General features: G+C 71.5%; 11 protein-coding genes. 4 read left to right on the forward strand and 7 right to left on the reverse strand.

Annotation, left to right across the window (positions count from 1 at the left end; genetic code table 11):
• Positions 1–41: 41 nt before the first annotated feature.
• The 4 genes from ACIBK4_RS22965 to eccD all read right to left on the reverse strand — a co-directional run bounded on the left by ACIBK4_RS22965 (position 42) and on the right by eccD (position 4,179).
• The gene (locus ACIBK4_RS22965) at positions 42–365 is read right to left on the reverse strand and encodes a WXG100 family type VII secretion target (RefSeq protein WP_366429277.1); all 324 of its coding nucleotides are present in this window, start codon (positions 363–365) and stop codon (positions 42–44) included.
• Between the two features lie 67 nt (positions 366–432).
• Positions 433–771, reverse strand: coding sequence for a hypothetical protein (locus tag ACIBK4_RS22970; protein WP_033285066.1), 339 nt, complete (start codon positions 769–771; stop codon positions 433–435).
• A 221-nt stretch (positions 772–992) separates the two neighbouring features.
• Positions 993–2,567, reverse strand: a complete 1,575-nt coding sequence (eccB, locus tag ACIBK4_RS22975) for a type VII secretion protein EccB (RefSeq protein WP_398996951.1) — start codon at positions 2,565–2,567, stop codon at positions 993–995.
• A 211-nt stretch (positions 2,568–2,778) separates the two neighbouring features.
• Entirely contained in the window at positions 2,779–4,179 is a 1,401-nt protein-coding gene (gene eccD, locus ACIBK4_RS22980) for a type VII secretion integral membrane protein EccD (protein WP_398996953.1), read from the reverse strand.
• Positions 4,180–4,508: 329 nt separating this feature from the next.
• On the opposite strand from eccD, the gene eccCa reads away from it, so the two are divergent.
• On the forward strand, positions 4,509–8,444 hold the full coding sequence (gene eccCa / locus ACIBK4_RS22985) for a type VII secretion protein EccCa (RefSeq protein ID WP_398996955.1): 3,936 nt from the start codon (positions 4,509–4,511) through the stop codon (positions 8,442–8,444).
• A gap of 288 nt (positions 8,445–8,732) precedes the next feature.
• Here the strand turns inward: eccCa and ACIBK4_RS22990 are convergent, their stop codons facing one another.
• Together ACIBK4_RS22990 and ACIBK4_RS22995 are read right to left on the reverse strand one after the other, a co-directional pair.
• Entirely contained in the window at positions 8,733–10,007 is a 1,275-nt protein-coding gene (locus ACIBK4_RS22990; RefSeq protein WP_398996957.1) for a S8 family serine peptidase, read from the reverse strand.
• Entirely contained in the window at positions 10,004–13,348 is a 3,345-nt protein-coding gene (locus tag ACIBK4_RS22995; RefSeq protein ID WP_398996959.1) for a right-handed parallel beta-helix repeat-containing protein, read from the reverse strand. The genes ACIBK4_RS22990 and ACIBK4_RS22995 overlap by 4 nt, the downstream gene beginning before the upstream one ends.
• 310 nt (positions 13,349–13,658) lie before the next feature.
• Between ACIBK4_RS22995 and ACIBK4_RS23000 the strand changes: the two genes are divergently transcribed.
• The gene (locus ACIBK4_RS23000) at positions 13,659–14,855 is read left to right on the forward strand and encodes a hypothetical protein (RefSeq protein WP_398996961.1); all 1,197 of its coding nucleotides are present in this window, start codon (positions 13,659–13,661) and stop codon (positions 14,853–14,855) included.
• A 76-nt stretch (positions 14,856–14,931) separates the two neighbouring features.
• Here the strand turns inward: ACIBK4_RS23000 and ACIBK4_RS23005 are convergent, their stop codons facing one another.
• The gene (locus tag ACIBK4_RS23005; protein WP_398996963.1) at positions 14,932–15,363 is read right to left on the reverse strand and encodes a DUF6299 family protein; all 432 of its coding nucleotides are present in this window, start codon (positions 15,361–15,363) and stop codon (positions 14,932–14,934) included.
• Positions 15,364–15,646: 283 nt separating this feature from the next.
• On the opposite strand from ACIBK4_RS23005, the gene ACIBK4_RS23010 reads away from it, so the two are divergent.
• Positions 15,647–15,847, forward strand: coding sequence for a DUF5999 family protein (locus ACIBK4_RS23010; protein WP_366429269.1), 201 nt, complete (start codon positions 15,647–15,649; stop codon positions 15,845–15,847).
• An 86-nt stretch (positions 15,848–15,933) separates the two neighbouring features.
• On the forward strand, positions 15,934–16,746 hold the full coding sequence (locus ACIBK4_RS23015; RefSeq protein ID WP_398996965.1) for a PaaX family transcriptional regulator C-terminal domain-containing protein: 813 nt from the start codon (positions 15,934–15,936) through the stop codon (positions 16,744–16,746).
• Positions 16,747–16,893: the final 147 nt, after the last annotated feature.

Raw genomic sequence — 16,893 nt, forward strand, 5'->3', positions numbered from 1 at the left:
CGACCGCGAGGTGACCGGTCGGTGCGGTGGAGCCGGCCGGCTCAGCGGCCGATGGTGACCTCGGACCACATCTGGCTGAGCGAGTTCTCGCTGTACTTGTAGCCGTTCGAGATCTCGTTGAGGAGCTGTGAGTGCGAGGTGAGCAGCGTCTCCATGTTCTGCACCGCGCCGTCCCAGGCCGCCTGCTTCTGGCGGTAGGTGTCGGCGTCGTTGCCGTACCAGGTCTTGGAGAGCTCGCTGAGTTCCGCTTCGAGGTTGGACAGCGTCTGGGCGATCGCCTTGGTCTGCGCCACCATGTCGTCCGCGGCGTTCGACATGTGGTTGTAGCTGACGTAGATGACACCGTCGGACAGGTTGTCTGCCACAGCTTGCCTCTCTTACGCGATGGGGGGATCGGACGTGACCGCGTGGTCACGAGGAAGCGGGCGCAGGTCAGCCGGCGAGCTGGTCGAAGGCCGACTGCGCCGCGTTGTACGCCTGGTTGATGGAGTCGTTCGAGGAACCCTGGGTCTTGTTGTGTTCCACGAGGCTCTGGTTCAGCCGGTCGATGACGTCCTCGAGGTTCTTGAGGATGACGTTGCACTGGCCGTCCCACTGTGCGAGGAGCTGGCCGTACTGGCCGCCGTCGCTGCCCTGGTAGCCGCTGCCCAGGGTGGAACGGGTGCTGTCGACGTCCTGACGGATCTTCACGATGCCGCTGAAGGCGCTCTCCAGGGCCTGGATTCCGTTCCGGGTCGAACCTTCGCTTGACTGCTGGCCATCTCCAGCCATCGTCCCACCTTTCGTAAGTCGATCTGAGGTACGAGTGCAACTGAGCCTAGATTGACGGAAGTTGCGCTGACAACGAACTGAGGAAGATCTGAGGTTGCCCACCGCTTCCGTTCAAAGCCTTTTACCGGTAGGCAACTTGACCGGAACACGCGCTTCCGCGGGCAATGGTTCTGGCCTGAACCCGCTTTGGCGTGAACACGATCTCCATCGGCGTGAATTCGTCAGTTCGCGGTCCCCGAGGCCGAGTTGAGGGATCCGCCGCCCGCCGCCGGGGCCTGTCCGGGTACGGCGGGAAGTCCGGCCTCGATGCCGGACCGTCCGCCGGGACCGGCTCCGTTCGCCGTGCCGCACTGCGCCGCCGCGCCGCCCGTACCTGCGCCGACCGAGCCGGAGTCCGACGCGGCTGCCCGGGCGCTGAGTTCGGGGCCGGTCGGCAGCATCGACAGCAGCGTGGACGGCACCTTCACCGGCGTGGCCCCGCCGTAGCCGAGGGCGGCGAGGGCGTTCGCGTCCGGGATGCGGTACTTCACGCCGTCGTCGCCGACCAGGAACGTGGTGTCGCCGACGGTCTCGCCGGCCGCGCCCAACGCCCGTACCAGCGTGCCGTGTCCGGGCCGGGTCACCACCTGGTCCACGTTCACGCAGGCCGCGGTCAGCGCCGTCGGGTCGGCCTGGGCCGTCGGGGACAGCGCGGACTCCGCGACCCGGACCGAGGTCACCCGTACCTGTCCGTCGGCCGGGTCGACCTGGGCGCACACCGACTCGCCGGCCGCCAGGGCCAGCGCGCTCGGCGGGGTGTCCGGGAGCCCGGCGACCGAGGGGTCGGTGCCGGCCGATCCCGGTGCCTGGTGGGCCCGCAGGTCGGAGACGTCGATGGTGACGACGTTCGGGGCCCCTCCGTCGTAGGCCTCCTTGCGGGTCTCCGGATCCCCCAGCAGCAGGGCCGACTGGGTGTCCGTCACCGGGTGGAGGCCGTCCTTCTGGAGGAGGTACTCCTGGTTGCCGGAGCCCGCGACCACGCGGAACACCTGGCCGATCCGGGTGGCCTTGCCGCCGAGTTCGGGGCCGGTCGTGCCGCGGCCTTCGACCTTCGGGGTGGCCAGGTCGGGGCCGGTCACCAGGGCGTCCAGGAAGGCCGCCGAGACCGGGCGGGGGGTCACGGGCGCGTAGCCGAGGGACTCCGCGGCGCCCGAGTCCTCGTCCAGCTCAAGGCGGCTGCCCTGCCACACCAAGTAGGTGTGTTTGTCAGGGCCCTTGACCACCAGCGCCGACTTCGCGCCGACCGGGTCGGTCGCCACCGGGGCGCCCGGCACGAGGGTCGTCGAGCTGCCGGAGCCAGTCGAGCAGACCTCCCACGGCGAGGACTCCAGGTCACCGGTGCCCGGTACGGAGTCGGGGGCGCCGGTGATCCCGACGGGCCTGCCGACCGGGGTGCCCGCCAGCGACTTCGACCCGACCGACGTGGTCTTCAGGTCGGCGCCGCCGATCAGCACGGCCGAGGCGTAGTTGCGCACCGGGCGCAGCCTGCCGTCGGCGTACAGGTAGCGGGCGCCGGTGTCCTTGTTGACGATCAGGGTGTCGCCGCTGCGCCAGGCGTCGTTGCCGCCGGGCCTGAGCAGCCCGAACACCAGCGCCCCGGCGCAGAACAGCACGCCGACGATCAGCCCGACGAGGGCACCCCGGCTGGTACGGCCCAGCGGGCTCTCCGGTGCGTCCGGGTCGGCGAGCAGCATGCCCGAGGTCAGGCGGCCCATCATGAACGTGTGCGCTTGCACCTGGTCGCGCTTCGACCGCACGCTTTCCTCCCGGCTGGTCGTTCAGCTTCTTGTTCGCTCGGCTGTGCCCGGACCCTGCTCACGGATCGACGGGCCGGTGGGCCCGTGACACCGCGTCCGGTTCCTGCTCTCGTTCGACGTCCTCGGCCCGTGCTCGCGGACCGACGGCTCTCGAACCGGCCCGGAACGACGGCCGGTTCACCCGTCCCTTGTCCGCAGGGCCGGCACGCGGTCAGCCGAAGATGCCGCGGAGGGTGCCGAAGACGCCCAGCAGCCACAGGGTCAGCGGCAGGAGGGCGATCGCCAGCAGGGAGTGCAGGATCTCCGCCGCGCGTCCCCAGTACGGGACCAGGCGGCGTCCCGGTACGGTCCACACCGCGACCGTGAGCGCCGCCGCCACCGCGAGCAGGCCCGCGACCAGCAGTGTCCGCTCGGTGCCGGACAGCCGCAGCCCCCAGCCGAACGCGAGCAGCAACAGGCCCCACGCGCCCGGCAGCACCAGCACCAGCCGCTGCGCGGTGTTCACCAGGCCCCGGCCGTGCAGGAGCAGCAGCAGCGACAGGACCAGCGCGACCAGCAGCGCGGGGAGGCTCGGGCGGCGGGCCAGCGCCACCAGGCAGGCCGACGAGAGAACGCCCGTCGCGCCGTAGAGCGCGGTCATCCACTCGCCCGCGAGCTCGGTGCGGACGGCGACGTCGTTGCCCCGGTAGGGCTCGATGCCCTCCTGGAGCTGTTCCGCGTTGGTGGGCAGCGCGGGCATCCGCATCCCTGCGAACTTGAACGACAGCGACGGCACCAGACCGCCGAGCAGCACCGTGAGCGAGGCGACGACCCCGGCCGCGCCCGCCACGCGGACGTCGAACACCGTCATCAGGACGCCGCCCACCGCTGTGGCCAACGCCACGAGCGCGGAGGCGAGGAACAGCGGGGTGCGGGCCGCGGAGGCCGCGAGGGCGAGGATCGCACCGCCCGCCCAGGCCGCCGCCGCCCCCAACAGCCGTGCCCCCAGCACCTGGTGGGCCTGCGGACCGCTCAGCTCACCACCCGGCACCAGCCACCCCGCGATCGCGAGCGCGGGCGACGCGAGCAGACCGAGAACGGTGCCGGTCATCGGATCGTCGACCGCCCGACTCGCCGACGCGGCCCCGGCCAACAGCAACAGCCCGGTTCCTACGGCGGTCGCCGCGCGCAGCGACGCCGGGGCGCCCGGCAGCGCCAGCAGGACAAGACCGGCCAGTACGGCCACCGCGACCAGGCCGCGCAGCAGGCGGCGGGCCGCCTCGGGGCTCCAGCCGTGCAGCCGGTCCCGGGTGACCGCGGCGATCCCGTCGACCAGGTCGTCGAGGCGTACCTCGGGCAACGCCTCGGTGCGCGGCCGGAGATGGAGCGCCTCGCCGTCGGTCAGCCCGAGCGAGGCGAGGGTCGCCTCGTCGTCGAGCGGGCGGCCGCCGAGGCGCTGGAGTATCCAGCCGTCGTGTTCGAGACCGGTCTCCTCGGCCTCCTCACCGGCGTACCGCAGCACGGTGGGCAGCAGGTCGGCGACCGGCACGTCGGACGGCACGGCGAGGTCGATGGTGCGGGCCGGGGCCCGCACGGTCAGGTGGCACAGGCCGGTCACGGAAGTGTCGGTCATACCGGGGCTCACGTCTCCTGGACATCGAAACGGGGGCACGCGGCGCGGCGTGCGGGGGTGGGGGGAACTGAGGGAAACAGCGTGCCTGTGAAGCGGGGGGGTGACATGGACGTACAGAGTTGACGGGGTGCACACTACTGACACTCCCTACGACGCGTGTCAACGGGAGCCCCCACCAACGGTGTTGACAGCGTCCTCCACCGTGCCAGTGCCGAGGCCCGTTCCGGTGCATGCCCCCACATGCCGCCCCGGTGCGTGAAGTCCGTTAGGAGCCCCAAGCGTTGAGCGTGGTCCTGTTCCGTCGTCCTGCCCGCCGTCGTGGACCCGACATGCCCGCAGGCGAGTTGGTCCTCCAGGAACCGCCGACCCTCATGGAGACCGTTCCGGACACGTCCGCGGTGTGGACGTATCTGCCGATGGCCATGATGTCGGTCTCGATGATGATGCTGTTCCTGCGGTCGGGCGGCCAGTCCAGCGGTGTCTTCATGTACATCGCGCTCGGCATGATGGTGATGGCCGCCGGCGCGATGATGATCGGCCAGGTCATGCGGAAGGCCGGTGACCGCAAGCAGCGGCTGCGCGGTGAACGCCGGGACTATCTGCGCTACTTGGCGCAGAGTCGCCGTACCGTGCAGCGGTCCGTGGTGGAGCAGCAGCTCGCCCTCGCCTGGCGGCATCCCGAGCCCCGGGTGCTGCGCACCATGGTCCGCACCACGCGGCTGTGGGAGCGCCGGGTGAAGGACGACGACTTCGGCGAGGTGCGGATAGCCGTCGGCGACCAGCAGCTCGCGATGCGGCTGACTCCCGTCTCCAGCAAGCCCGTTGAGGACCTGGAACCGCTGTGCGCGCACGCCCTGCGCCGTTTCATCCGCGCCTACAGCACGGTGCCCGGCCAGCCGATCGCCCTGTATCTGCGGTCCTGGTCACGGGTGTTGGTGCACGGCGACCAGGATGCCGCGCGCGGGATGCTGCGCGCCGCGCTGTCCCAACTGGCCCTGTTCCACCCGCCGGAGGAGCTGTGGATCGCGGTCTGCGCCGGTGACGAGGTGCGCGCCGAGTGGGAGTGGGTGAAGTGGCTGCCGCACAACCAGCACCCCCAGGAGACCGACGGCGCGGGCCCGTTGCGCATGGTGGCCTCCGCCTTCACCGATCTGGAGGACCAGCTCGGCAGCGAGTTCTCCGAGCGGCCCGCGTTCGACCCCGACGCTGTGCCCGGCCGTGACGAGCCGCTGGTCGTCGTCATCGTGGACGGCGCGGCCATCCCGGCCGGCCACCGCTTCGACGGTCCCGGCTACCGCAACGCGGTCGTCCTCGACCTCTCCGACAGTCTCACCTGGCGCCCCGGCCGCACCACCCTGCGCCTGGACGTCTCCCCGGACGCGGTCGCCCTGGTCCGCACGGACCGCAGCCGCAAGGAACAGTCCACCGTGCTGGGCCGCCCCGACCGGGTCGGTCCCGTCGCCGCCGAGGCGCTGGCCCGGCTGATCGCGCCGTACCGGATGAGTCTTACCTCCGACGCGGTCGAACCGCTCTCGAACGACACCGAGTTGACGACCCTGCTCGGTATCGCGGACCTGCACCGGCTCGACCCCGACACGCTGTGGCGGCGGCACACCGGCTCCGGCCGGCTGCGCGTCCCGATCGCGGTCGGCGCGGACGGGCGGCCCGTGGAACTGGACATCAAGGAGTCCGCGCAGGGCGGCATGGGCCCGCACGGCATGCTGATCGGCGCGACCGGTTCCGGCAAGTCGGAGCTGCTGCGCACCCTGGTCCTGGGCCTGGCGCTCACCAACTCCTCCGAGACCCTGAACTTCGTCCTCGTGGACTTCAAGGGCGGCGCGACCTTCCTCGGCCTGGACGAGCTCCCGCACACCTCCGCCGTCATCACCAACCTCGCCGACGAGGCCGCCCTGGTGGAGCGCATGCAGGACGCGCTGCACGGTGAACTCATCCGCCGCCAGGAGCTGTTGAGGTCGGCGGGCAACTACACGTCGGCCCTGGAGTACGAGAAGGCGCGGGCGGGCGGCGCGGATCTCGCCCCGATGCCCAGCCTGTTCGTCGTCGTCGACGAGTTCAGCGAACTCCTCGCCTCGCACCGGGAGTTCATGGAGCTGTTCGTGATGATCGGCCGCCTCGGCCGGTCCCTCGGCGTGCATCTGCTGCTCGCCTCGCAGCGCCTGGACGAGGGCAGGATGCACCAGTTGGAGTCGCACCTGTCGTACCGGGTCGGTCTGCGCACGTTCTCCGCGATGGAGTCCCGGGGTGTCCTCGGCGTCCCCGACGCCTACGAACTCCCGTCCCAGCCCGGCAGCGGCTACCTCAAGTCCGGCATCGAGGCCCTCACCCGCTTCCGCGCCGCCTATGTCTCCGGCCCGTACCGCAGGCGCGGCGGTGCGGTAGCGCAGGCCCGGGTCGCGACACAGGTGGTGCCCTGGTCGACCGGTTACATCGTGCCGCGCGCTCCCGCGCCGGCCGCGGTCGTGCCGGAGCCCGAGGCGGAGGAGAACGCCGAGAGCCTGCTGGCGGTGGCGCTGGACCGGCTGCGCGACTCCGGGCCGCCCGCGCACCGGGTGTGGCTGCCGCCGCTGGACACCGCGTCCCCGCTCGACGTCCTCCTCGGCGGCCTCAGCGAGGACCCGGACCGCGGCCTGAACGCGGCCCGCTGGAACGGCGCGGGCAAGCTCCGGGTCCCGGTCGGCCTGGTCGACAAGCCCTTCGACCAGCGCCGTGACCCGCTCGTGGTGGACCTCGCCGGGGCGGGCGGCCACGTGGCCGTCGCGGGCGGCTCACAGAGCGGCAAGTCCACAGTCCTGCGCAGCCTCATCATGGCTTTGGCTCTCACCCACACCCCGCGCGAAGTCCAGTTCTACTGCCTGGACTTCGGCGGCGGCACGCTCTCCCAGCTCACCGGCCTGCCGCACGTCGGTGGGGTCGCGGCCCGCCTCGACACCGAGCGGATCAGCCGTACGGTCGCCGAAGTGACGGCCGTCCTCACCCAGCGCGAGCAGTTCTTCCTGGACAACGGCATCGACTCGATGTCCACGTACCGGCGCCGCCGGGCGGCCGGGGAGTTCCCCGACGAACCGCACGGCGACATCTTCCTGGTGATCGACGGCTGGTCGGCGGTCCGGCAGAACTTCGACCAGTTCATCCCGACGTTCAACCAGATCGCCACCAGCGGCCTCAACTACGGCATCCACCTGATCGTCGCCACGGCCCGCTGGCTGGAACTCACCGCCCCGGTCCGCGACCAGTCCGCGACCCGCCTCGAACTCCGGCTCGGCGACACGATGGACTCCGTCGTGGACATCCGCAAGGCGAGCGCGGTTCCCCAGATCCCCGGCCGAGGCCTGACCGTCGAGACAAAACTCCACTTCCTCTCGGCGCTACCGCGAGGCGACGGCTCCACGGACCCCGAAACCCTCTCCGAGGGCGTAGCGGACCTGGTCGACAGGATCGCCTCGGCCTGGCACGGACCCCGCGCCCCTCAGGTCCGGATGCTCCCGCACCGACTCCCCGCCGCCGAACTCCCCGAGCCCGAACTCGGCGACGGCCTCAGCCTCAAGATCCCGCTCGGCCAGGACGAGGAGACCCTCGGCACGGTCTGGCACGACTTCTCCCGCACCCCGCACCTGGTGGCCGTGGGCGACACGGAGAGCGGCAAGACGAACCTCCTCCGACTGGTGGCGGACTCGGTCGTCGCCCGCTACACGCCGGCCGAGGCCCGCATCCTGGTCGTGGACTACCGCCGCGGCCTGGTGGACGCGGTCCCCGAGGAATACCGCCTGGGCCACGCGGTAGCCCTGGAGGCCCTGAAACAACTGGTAGGCGGCTCGGCAAAAGCCCTGCGCACCCGCGTCCCGGGCCAGGAGATCACCCCGGCCCGCATGCGCCAGGCCGACTGGTGGACGGGCCCGCGCCTGTTCGTCCTCGTCGACGACTACGACATGGTCGGCGGCGGCACGGTCATGGACCACCCGTTCGCCCCGCTCTTCGAACACCTCGCCCTGGGCCACGAGTTGGGCCTCCACGTGGTGGTAGCCCGCTCGGCAACGGGCGCGGGCCGCGGCCTGAACGACCAGCTCCTACGCCGCATGGACGAGGTCAACACCCCAGGCATCCTGATGTCCTGCTCCCCCTCGGAGGGCTACGTCTTCGGCAACGTAAAACCCCGAGTCCTCCCCCCAGGCCGAGCCCTCCACATCGTCCGCCGCAAACCGTCCCTCATCCAGACGGCCCTGGCAGCGGAAGCGACGGAGGAATAGCCAACTGGCCGTTGCGGTACGGCTCCTGGGGCGGGGTGACTCGTCCCGGGAGCCAAGTGGGGTGGGGCGGTTGGCAGTTCGGGGGCCGCGGCACGGGCACGCGCATGTACACCGGGCAGGGTGCTCGACCTGGGCCCGCGCCTCGAAACCGCCCCAAGCCCCAACCCCCCAGGGGCGCGGGGCTGTATCGATCAGCGGCTCCGCCGCGGGGCGCGACCAGCCCCCACCGACCCGCAGGTACCCACCGACCGTAGGCACCCACTAACCGGCCCGGCGCCTCCAAAGGCCTCAGCCCTCCAGTGACGTACCCGCACTCGCCGGAACCGCAGGTTCCACCGATTCCGCCGCAACCACGCCCCCCGCACCCCCCGGCCGACCAGACGGCTTCCAGCCCAACCGCCGTCCCCGAGGCAAAATCAACCCCAACCACACCACCGCAACAATCACCGCAAGCCCCGCCGACGCAGGCCACAACGCCCGCCGCAGCGGCCCGGCCGCCTTGTCGGCAGGCAGGTGGACCGGGGCACCGGAGCCACCCCGAGCCGGTGCAACCGCGGCGCCGCTCAGAACCGAGGTAACCGCCGCGTACGGGTCAAGACGAGGCACGTCGGCCGGGTAGGCGGAGCTACGAAGCAGCGCCGCGGTCTGGGCCGCCGTCAGGTCCGGATGGACGGACCGCACCAACGCCGCCGCCCCCGCCACAAACCCGGCAGCCAGAGACGCCCCCGACCCGATGTAGTGCCCGGCCTTCTTAGGCCCGATGCCAACAACTCCGTCTCCAGGGGCGGCAATTGCCGCACTGGACGTCGTGTACGCACCACTCGGCCGCTTCCCGGAGACATCGACGTCAAGGACGGACAGCACACCGTCCTCGGCGGCCGGGTAGTAGTCACGGGCCGGCGGACTCTCCGTGGACGACCCGGCGGTGGACGGCGCGTCCGGCACCGCCGCGGCGACCACCAGCACATCCTTCTTCGCGGCGAACGCGACCGCCGACCGCAGCCCGGCGGTGTCACCGGCAAGAGCAGCCGACACCGTCACCACCTTGGCCCCGCCGTCCACGGCGGCCCGGATCCCGTCCGCGACCTGCCCCGCGGTGACCTTCCCCCGCGCGTCACTCCCCCGCACCGCGAGAATCCGCGCCTGCTGCGCGACTCCCGCGAACCGCACACCATCCTCTACGGCCGCACCGACCAGCCCGGCCACAAAGGTGCCGTGCCCCACACAGTCGGTCCCGGCGTCGCCGACCGCGGTGACCCGCCCCTTCAGCGCGGGCGCGGCGGACGAGACCCCGGTGTCGACCACGCCGACGGTCACCCCGGTGCCCGACGCGAACGGCCAGGTGCGGCTCAGCTGGAGCGAGACCTGCTCCCAGGGCACATCGGTGGCACGCCGGTCCGAGCCCGTCGCGCAGTCCGCGTCTGCGTCCAACTGCGTTGCCAGCACAGGGAGTTGGACCGTACTGCCCGCCGCCGACGCGGACCCGGCGCCGATCGCGCTCGCGGCGCCCGTCAACAGCAGCGCCAGACCGGCGGCGACGGCCTTGCCGTATGTCGTCGTCATGCCCGGGCCGCCCCACTGGAGGTGGAAGACGTGGTCGTCGGATCGGCGAGGTCCTCCGGGAGCAGCAGCCGCAGGTCGTCGAGGCTGGGGACAGCCAGTCTGCTGAGCCGGCCCGCCTGTCGGGTCATCATCCGCTCCAGGATCTGCCGGGCGGTGCGCGCGTTGCCGAACGACCGGTCGCGGGGCAGCGAGTCGAAGTACTGCCGGAGCACCGGCCCGAGCCCGGCCGCGCACTCGTAGCCGAGCTGTACGGCGTGCTCGCGCACGATGGTGACCAGCTCGTCGGAGGAGTAGTCGGCGAACTCGACTCTGCGCGAGAAGCGGGAGGACAGTCCGGGGTTGGAGGCGAGGAACGTCTCCATCTCCTGGGTGTACCCGGCGACGATGACGACCACCTTGTCGCGGTGGTCCTCCATCAGCTTCAGCAGGGTGTCCACGGCCTCCCGGCCGAAGTCGGAGCCGGACGCCTCACGCGGGGTGAGGGTGTACGCCTCGTCGACGAACAGCACACCGCCCAGGGCCCGTTCGAAGACCTCGCGGGTCAACTGCGCGGTGTGGCCCACGTATCGGCCGACGAGATCGGCGCGGGAGACCTCGACGAGCTGGCCGCGCGGCAACACGCCCAGGGAGGCGAGGAGTTCGCCGTAGAGCCGGGCGACCGTGGTCTTGCCGGTGCCCGGCGGGCCGGTGAAGACGAGGTGGTGGCTGAGGCGCGGCACCGGGAGTCCGGCGGCCTCGCGCTGCTTGGCCGTGGACACCAGGTTGACGAGGTCGGTGACGTCCCGCTTCACCGCGTGGAGTCCGACCAGCGCGTCCAGCCTGCTCAGCGCGTCGTCGCCGGGATCGACGGCGTTCGGTCCGTCGGCGGCGGTACGGGCCGCCTCCTCGCTGATGTCCTGCGGCAGCAGGAGGGAAAGGTCCTGCTCGGTCACGTCGGTCAGCGCGGAAAGGCGCACCGCCTGCCGGTCCACCATCTCCTCGAACACCTGCCGTGCGGCACGGCCGTTGCCGAATCCGGCGTCCTTCGGTATGCGTTCGAAGTGCACCGCGAGCGCGTGCCGGGTCTCGTCGGCGAGTGCGTACTGGTGGCGTACGCACATGCTCTCCATGATCTCGACCAGCTCCGGCACCGAGTAGTTCTCGAACTCGACGGTCCGTGAGAAACGGGACGCCAGACCGGGGTTGGAGCCGAGGAAGCTGCGCATCTCGTCGGAGTAGCCCGCCGCGACGACGACCACGTCCTCGCGGTGGTCCTCCATCAGCTTCAGCAGCGTGTCGACGGCCTCGCGCCCGAAGTCGGCCCCGGAACCACGGGAGTCGGAGGTGAGGGTGTACGCCTCGTCGACGAACAGGACGCCGCCCAGGGCCCGTTCGAAGGCCTCGGTGGTCTTGATGGCCGTACCGCCGATGACTTGGGCCACGAGGTCGGCGCGGGAGACCTCGACGAGGTGTCCGGAGCGCAGGGCGCCCAGCTCGGCGAGGATCGTGCCGTAGAGCCGGGCGACCGTCGTCTTACCGGTACCGGGCGGGCCCGCGAAGACCAGGTGACGGCTCATCGGCGGTGCGGACATGCCGAGTTGGGCGCGGCGGGCGGCGAGCTGGGTGAGGTTGACGAGGGTGCGGACCTGTTCCTTGACGTTGTCGAGGCCGATGAGGCTCTCCAGCGCGGCCATCGGTCCGTCGGGGCGGCCGGGGCCGTCGGAGGCGGAGACGGTGCCCGCCGGGTCGGTGCCCTCGGCCTCGCCGAAGCCCCAGGCGTCGCGGGACTCGTTGCCGGTGCTGGTGAGGTTCTCCACCGCGAGCCGACCGCCGGCCTTGGCCTGGACGAGGCCGCCGCCCTTGTTGTCACGGACCGTGCAGCCCACGACCGACACCGGTGCCTCCGACTCGACGCGGATGCCGTCGCGGTCGTTGCCCGCGGCCTCGCAGCCGTTCAGGGAGGCCCGGCCGCCGTCGCGGACCAGGAAACCGTGCTCGGCGGAGGCGGCGGTCCGTACCCGGTTGGCCGTCAACTCGCCGCCAGTGTCCACGAGTACACCGCAGCCGCCGGCCGAGACCAGCTCGCCGTCACGGAGCGCGGCCGTGCCCTCGCCGCCGATCTCCAGACCGGCGCCGCCGGGGTTGGTGACCTTGAGTCCCGCGAGATAGACGTTGCCGCCCGCCGCGACCTCCGCGCCCGCGCCGCCCGGCGCCTCGACCGTGCAGTCCTCCACCCGGCCGCGCCCGCCGTCCCGCACGGACACACCGCAGCCGCCGGCGCCGGTGATGCGGGCGCGCCGCACCAGCGGGTTGGCGTTGCCGCGGATCACCACACCGGCGCCCTTGACGTCGATGATCTCCACGCGCTCCAGCTCGGCCGCCGAGTCCTCTTCAAGCAGGACGCCGTCGGACTCACCGTCGCGGACGGTCAGCGAGGTGAGCGTGGGCGAGGAGGCCCCGGCCACCCGCAGCGCGGCCGGCTGGGCGCCGGTCAGCCAGCAGTCCTCGTACGTACCGCGCGAACGGTCGGTCACCAGAAGGCCGTTGCCCGTCGTACGAGCGGTACGGCAGCGGCGCAGCACCGGGTCACTGCCGTGCGAGACGATGATGCCGGGCCCGCTGGAGCCGGTGACCCGCACCTCCTCCAGCTCGCAGCGGGCGGCGCTGGTCACATGCACACCGATCGAGGTGTCGCGGATCACGGTCCGCAGCACCCGTATCGCGCTGCGCTCCTCAAGTGCCAGTGACGGCTTGTCCGTTGAGGCGAGATCGCAGTCCTCCACGGAACCCTGCGCATCCCCGTTGGCGAGCACGCCGTTGCCGCGCGCGTCCCGCACGGTGCAGCCGCGCAGGGTGGCCCGGCCGCGTTCGCCGATCACCACCCCGCTGGTGCCGAAGTGTTCGAGGGTGCAGGACTCCAGCGAGCTCTCGGTCGGCGAGGTGACGACGACACCGGCGCCGGTGCGGTTCGACACCCGGCACTCGCGCATCGCCAACGAGCCGGAGTTGCGCGCCAGTACGGTCGTCCACGAGGCGCCGGAGAGATCGCAGCCCTGCATCGCGACCTGCCCGTGCGAGGCGTCCACGGCGGGATGTTCCTCGTCCTGGCCCTGCACCACGAGGTCGGTCAGCATCACCGCGTCGACGCGCAGCGAGATCACGGTGCCCTTGCGCGGGGCCAACCGGACGGTGCCGCGCGCCTGTTCGGCGACGATGGTGACCCGGGTGGTGACGACGAGGTTCTCCTCGTACGTCCCCGGGCGCACACTCAGCACCGCGCCTCCGCGCGCCCTGGCCAGGGCCTCTCCGATCGTCCGGGCGTCCCCGGTGCCCTCCGGACAGACCGTCAGTACCTGGCGCACTCAGCTGACCTCCTCGTGTCGGCACCTGTCGGTTGCGGCAACCCCATCATGCCGTCCCCGCACGCGCGTTCCCACTCCGGTCCGGAAAGCGGAACGTCCACAGCGGGTGGGCACGGTGCGGCACAACAGTGCCGTACGGCGAATTATGGGCTGTTGCGCAACACCCGTACCAGCGCCGGAGCTTGTGCGTGACGATTGTTAACTCCGGTGAAAGGAACCGCCGTTGGCGCATGCGCGTGAAAGGACGTGAATAGGATTGCGCACACAGACGTACGACGAACTGCTGGGCGAATGAGAGCGGACAGGGCGGATGACAGACCGAACCGGACCGGCCGCGCGGAAAACGGCGGCAGAGAACGCGGCAGAGAACTCTGTGACGGGCGCCACGGCCGGGGAAGCGACGGCGGCGACATCGGCGACCGGTGCATCAGCGACGGCGGGCACGGCAGGGAGTACGGCGGGCGAGGCGTCCAAGTCCCCTTCAGGGGCGGCCGGTTCCCCCGGGACGCTCTCCGCGGAGGCCGTCGCGGCGGCCCTCTCGGCGGAGCCGGTCGCGGCGGCGCCGAGCCGTCCCGCGACCTCGGCGGCGGAGGCCGAGGCGCTCGCCAACAGCCGTACGACAGAGGAACCTTCGGGGCCGACCGGCCCGGAATCCGCTGCCGCCGCCCGGTCGGCGCGGCAGGAGGCCGAGGCCGAGGCGCCCGCCGGGGCGCTGGCCGCGAGCATGCCCGAGGGCGACGGACCGACCCCCGGTGACACGGCGGCCGCGTCCGTCGGCCGCCCGGGCCGCCCGCTGCTGGCCGGCGCGGCGGTGCTCGGCGCACTGCTGATCGCCGTACCGGGACTGCTGATGAGCCGGGACAAGACGCCGGAGACCCACAACCGTGTCGTCGCCGACCAGGCGGGCACGATCCTCGGCGACGGAGCGGCGACGCAAGGCGCCGGGGCGTACGCCTCGGGCACCCCGACCGCCCCCGCCAAACACAGCACGCCGAAGGTCGCAGCACCGCACAAGACCTCGTCGGGCAAGAAGACCGTCGCGCAGCCGGTGAGCGAGCCGACGACGGTCGAGAAGACGAAGAAACCGACGGCGAAGGCGACGAAGAAGTCCACGACGACCAAGTCCGGGACGAAGTCGGGTTCCACCAAGTCGACCACCAAGTCCAGCTATCCGTCGGACGTCCTCATCACGGCCACCCGGGTGCTGAAGGCGGGCCAGTCCATCAACGCGAACAAGGCCCGGCTGCGCATGCAGACCGACGGCAACTTCGTGCTCTACGACGAGAACAACAAGGCCCGTTGGGCCACCATGACCTTCGGCTCGAACTTCCACGCGGTGTTCCAGGCGGACGGCAACCTCGTCGTCTACACCTCCGACAACCGCGCCGTCTGGGCCAGCCAGACCCAGGGCCACGACGGCGCGATCCTGCGCCTCCAGGGCGACGGCAACATGGTGATCTACTCGGGCGGCTCGACCGCGATCTGGGCGAGCAACACCCAGCACTGAACGGCCTGAACGGCCTGAACGGTCTGAACTCCCTCCGGCCCGGCCCCACTTGGGGGTCGGGCCGGAGCCATGGAGGTCAGCTCTGGGTGAGGGTGACGTCCTGGTGCTGCACCGCGTGGAAGCGCGGCAGCGGCAGGCCGCCGGAGGCGGAGAGTTCCATCACCGTGGCCTCGACCTGGGCCGCGCCGGGGGTGACCGGGTCGGACGACGGCTTGCCCGAGTTCGCCCAGGCGTGCTCCATGCCATCGCAGACCGCGCGGGTGCCGCCGATGCCGTGCCGGACCGAGGGGTCCTTCTGGCTGACGGACGAACTGACAAAGACCGCACCGGAGTTGCCGATACAGCGGTAGGTGCCGGAGAGCGTGACGGTGCCGTCCGGGGCGATCGTGCCCGTGGGGTCGACCGTCACCGTCTCGTACGGGTCGGCGGACGCGGGCGCGGCAGGGGCGGCGGCCAGCAGGAGCAGCGCGGCACCGGCCGCCGTACCGAGGACGGAACGCAGGGACATGGGGATACCTCCTGGAGTTGGGGCCTCCACAGGTACCGGGCGCGGGCCCCGACTCCCGTGATCCTCACTCCTTCGGTGGCGAGCCGCCCGACCGCCTCGATCGTCACCCCTTAGGTGGCGGCTCCGCACCGAGCGTCGTGGAACCGTCCGAGTGTTGTCCGCGTGTTGTCACGCTTCACAGCGGGCTGTTCCGATGAGTTCGCGCCGGGAGGATGGTCTGTATATGCGATGCGGGCGGTGACGGAGCCGCCGGAACAGATCGCATCCGACGTGGAGGTACGCCATGTGTTCCCACCAGCCCTCGTGCCCCGTGACCGACACCGTCGCCGAGACCCCGCACATCGTCTCCGCCCACCCCGAGCAGGGCTGGACGCTGCTGTGCGACGGCGCGATCGTCTTCGACGACACGGGCGCCGTCCTTCCCGACGGCCGGATCGTCGCCCCGCACCGGGTACCGGCGGACCAACTCGCCGTCGCCGCCTGACCGTTCCCGCCCCTCGGGTGACCCGCGGACCGTGAAAGTTCAGGTTACGCACCCGAGGTGACCAGCAGCGATGCCGTCGGCCTAAGATGATCAACGTGTCCGACCAGCATGCTCCACGGTCTCTCATCGTCACGCTCTACGGCGCGTACGGCCGCTTCGTGCCCGGCCCGGTTCCCGTCGCGGAACTGATCCGGCTCCTGGCCGCGGCCGGCGTCGACGCGCCCTCCGTGCGCTCGTCGGTGTCCCGCCTCAAACGGCGCGGGCTGCTCCTGCCCGCCCGTACGGCAGAGGGCGCCGCCGGGTACCAACTCTCGCCCGAGGCACGGCAGTTGCTCGACGACGGCGACCGACGCGTCTACGCGACCACACCCCCGGAGGACGAGGGCTGGGTGCTCGCGGTGTTCTCCGTACCCGAGTCGGAACGCCAGAAGCGGCACGTCCTGCGCTCCCGCCTGTCGGCCCTCGGCTTCGGCACCGCCGCCCCGGGCGTGTGGATCGCACCGGCCCGCCTCTACGAGGAGACCCGGCACATCCTCCAGCGACTGAACCTCGACCCGTACGTGGACTTCTTCCGCGGCGAACACCTCGGCTTCGCGGCGACCGCCGAGGCCGTGGCCCGCTGGTGGGACCTGCCCGCGATCGCCGCCCAGCACCAGGCGTTCCTCGACCGCCACGCGCCCGTGCTGCACGCCTGGGAGCAGCGCCCGGACACCCCACCCGAGGACGCCTACCGCGACTACCTCCTCGCCCTGGACTCCTGGCGCCATCTCCCCTACGTCGACCCCGGACTGCCCGCGGGCCTCCTCCCCCGGGATTGGCCGGGCGCCCGCTCGGCGGAGGTGTTCCGGGCGCTGCACGAGCGGCTGCGGGACGCGGGGGCGGTGTTCGCGGGGGTGTGACGGCAGGCGCCGCGGAGCAGCGGAGTCGTAGCGGCTGATTGTGAACAGTTCATGGCAGGAGCCCGTGACCTCTTGCGCACCACGAGTCACTCAGCTAAACCTCAGCTTCTTTAGCAGGTCCTCTCAGAGTTCTTACCTAATCTTCGA

It is taken from the genome of Streptomyces sp. NPDC050528 (assembly GCF_044457795.1).
Lineage (GTDB): Bacteria > Actinomycetota > Actinomycetes > Streptomycetales > Streptomycetaceae > Streptomyces.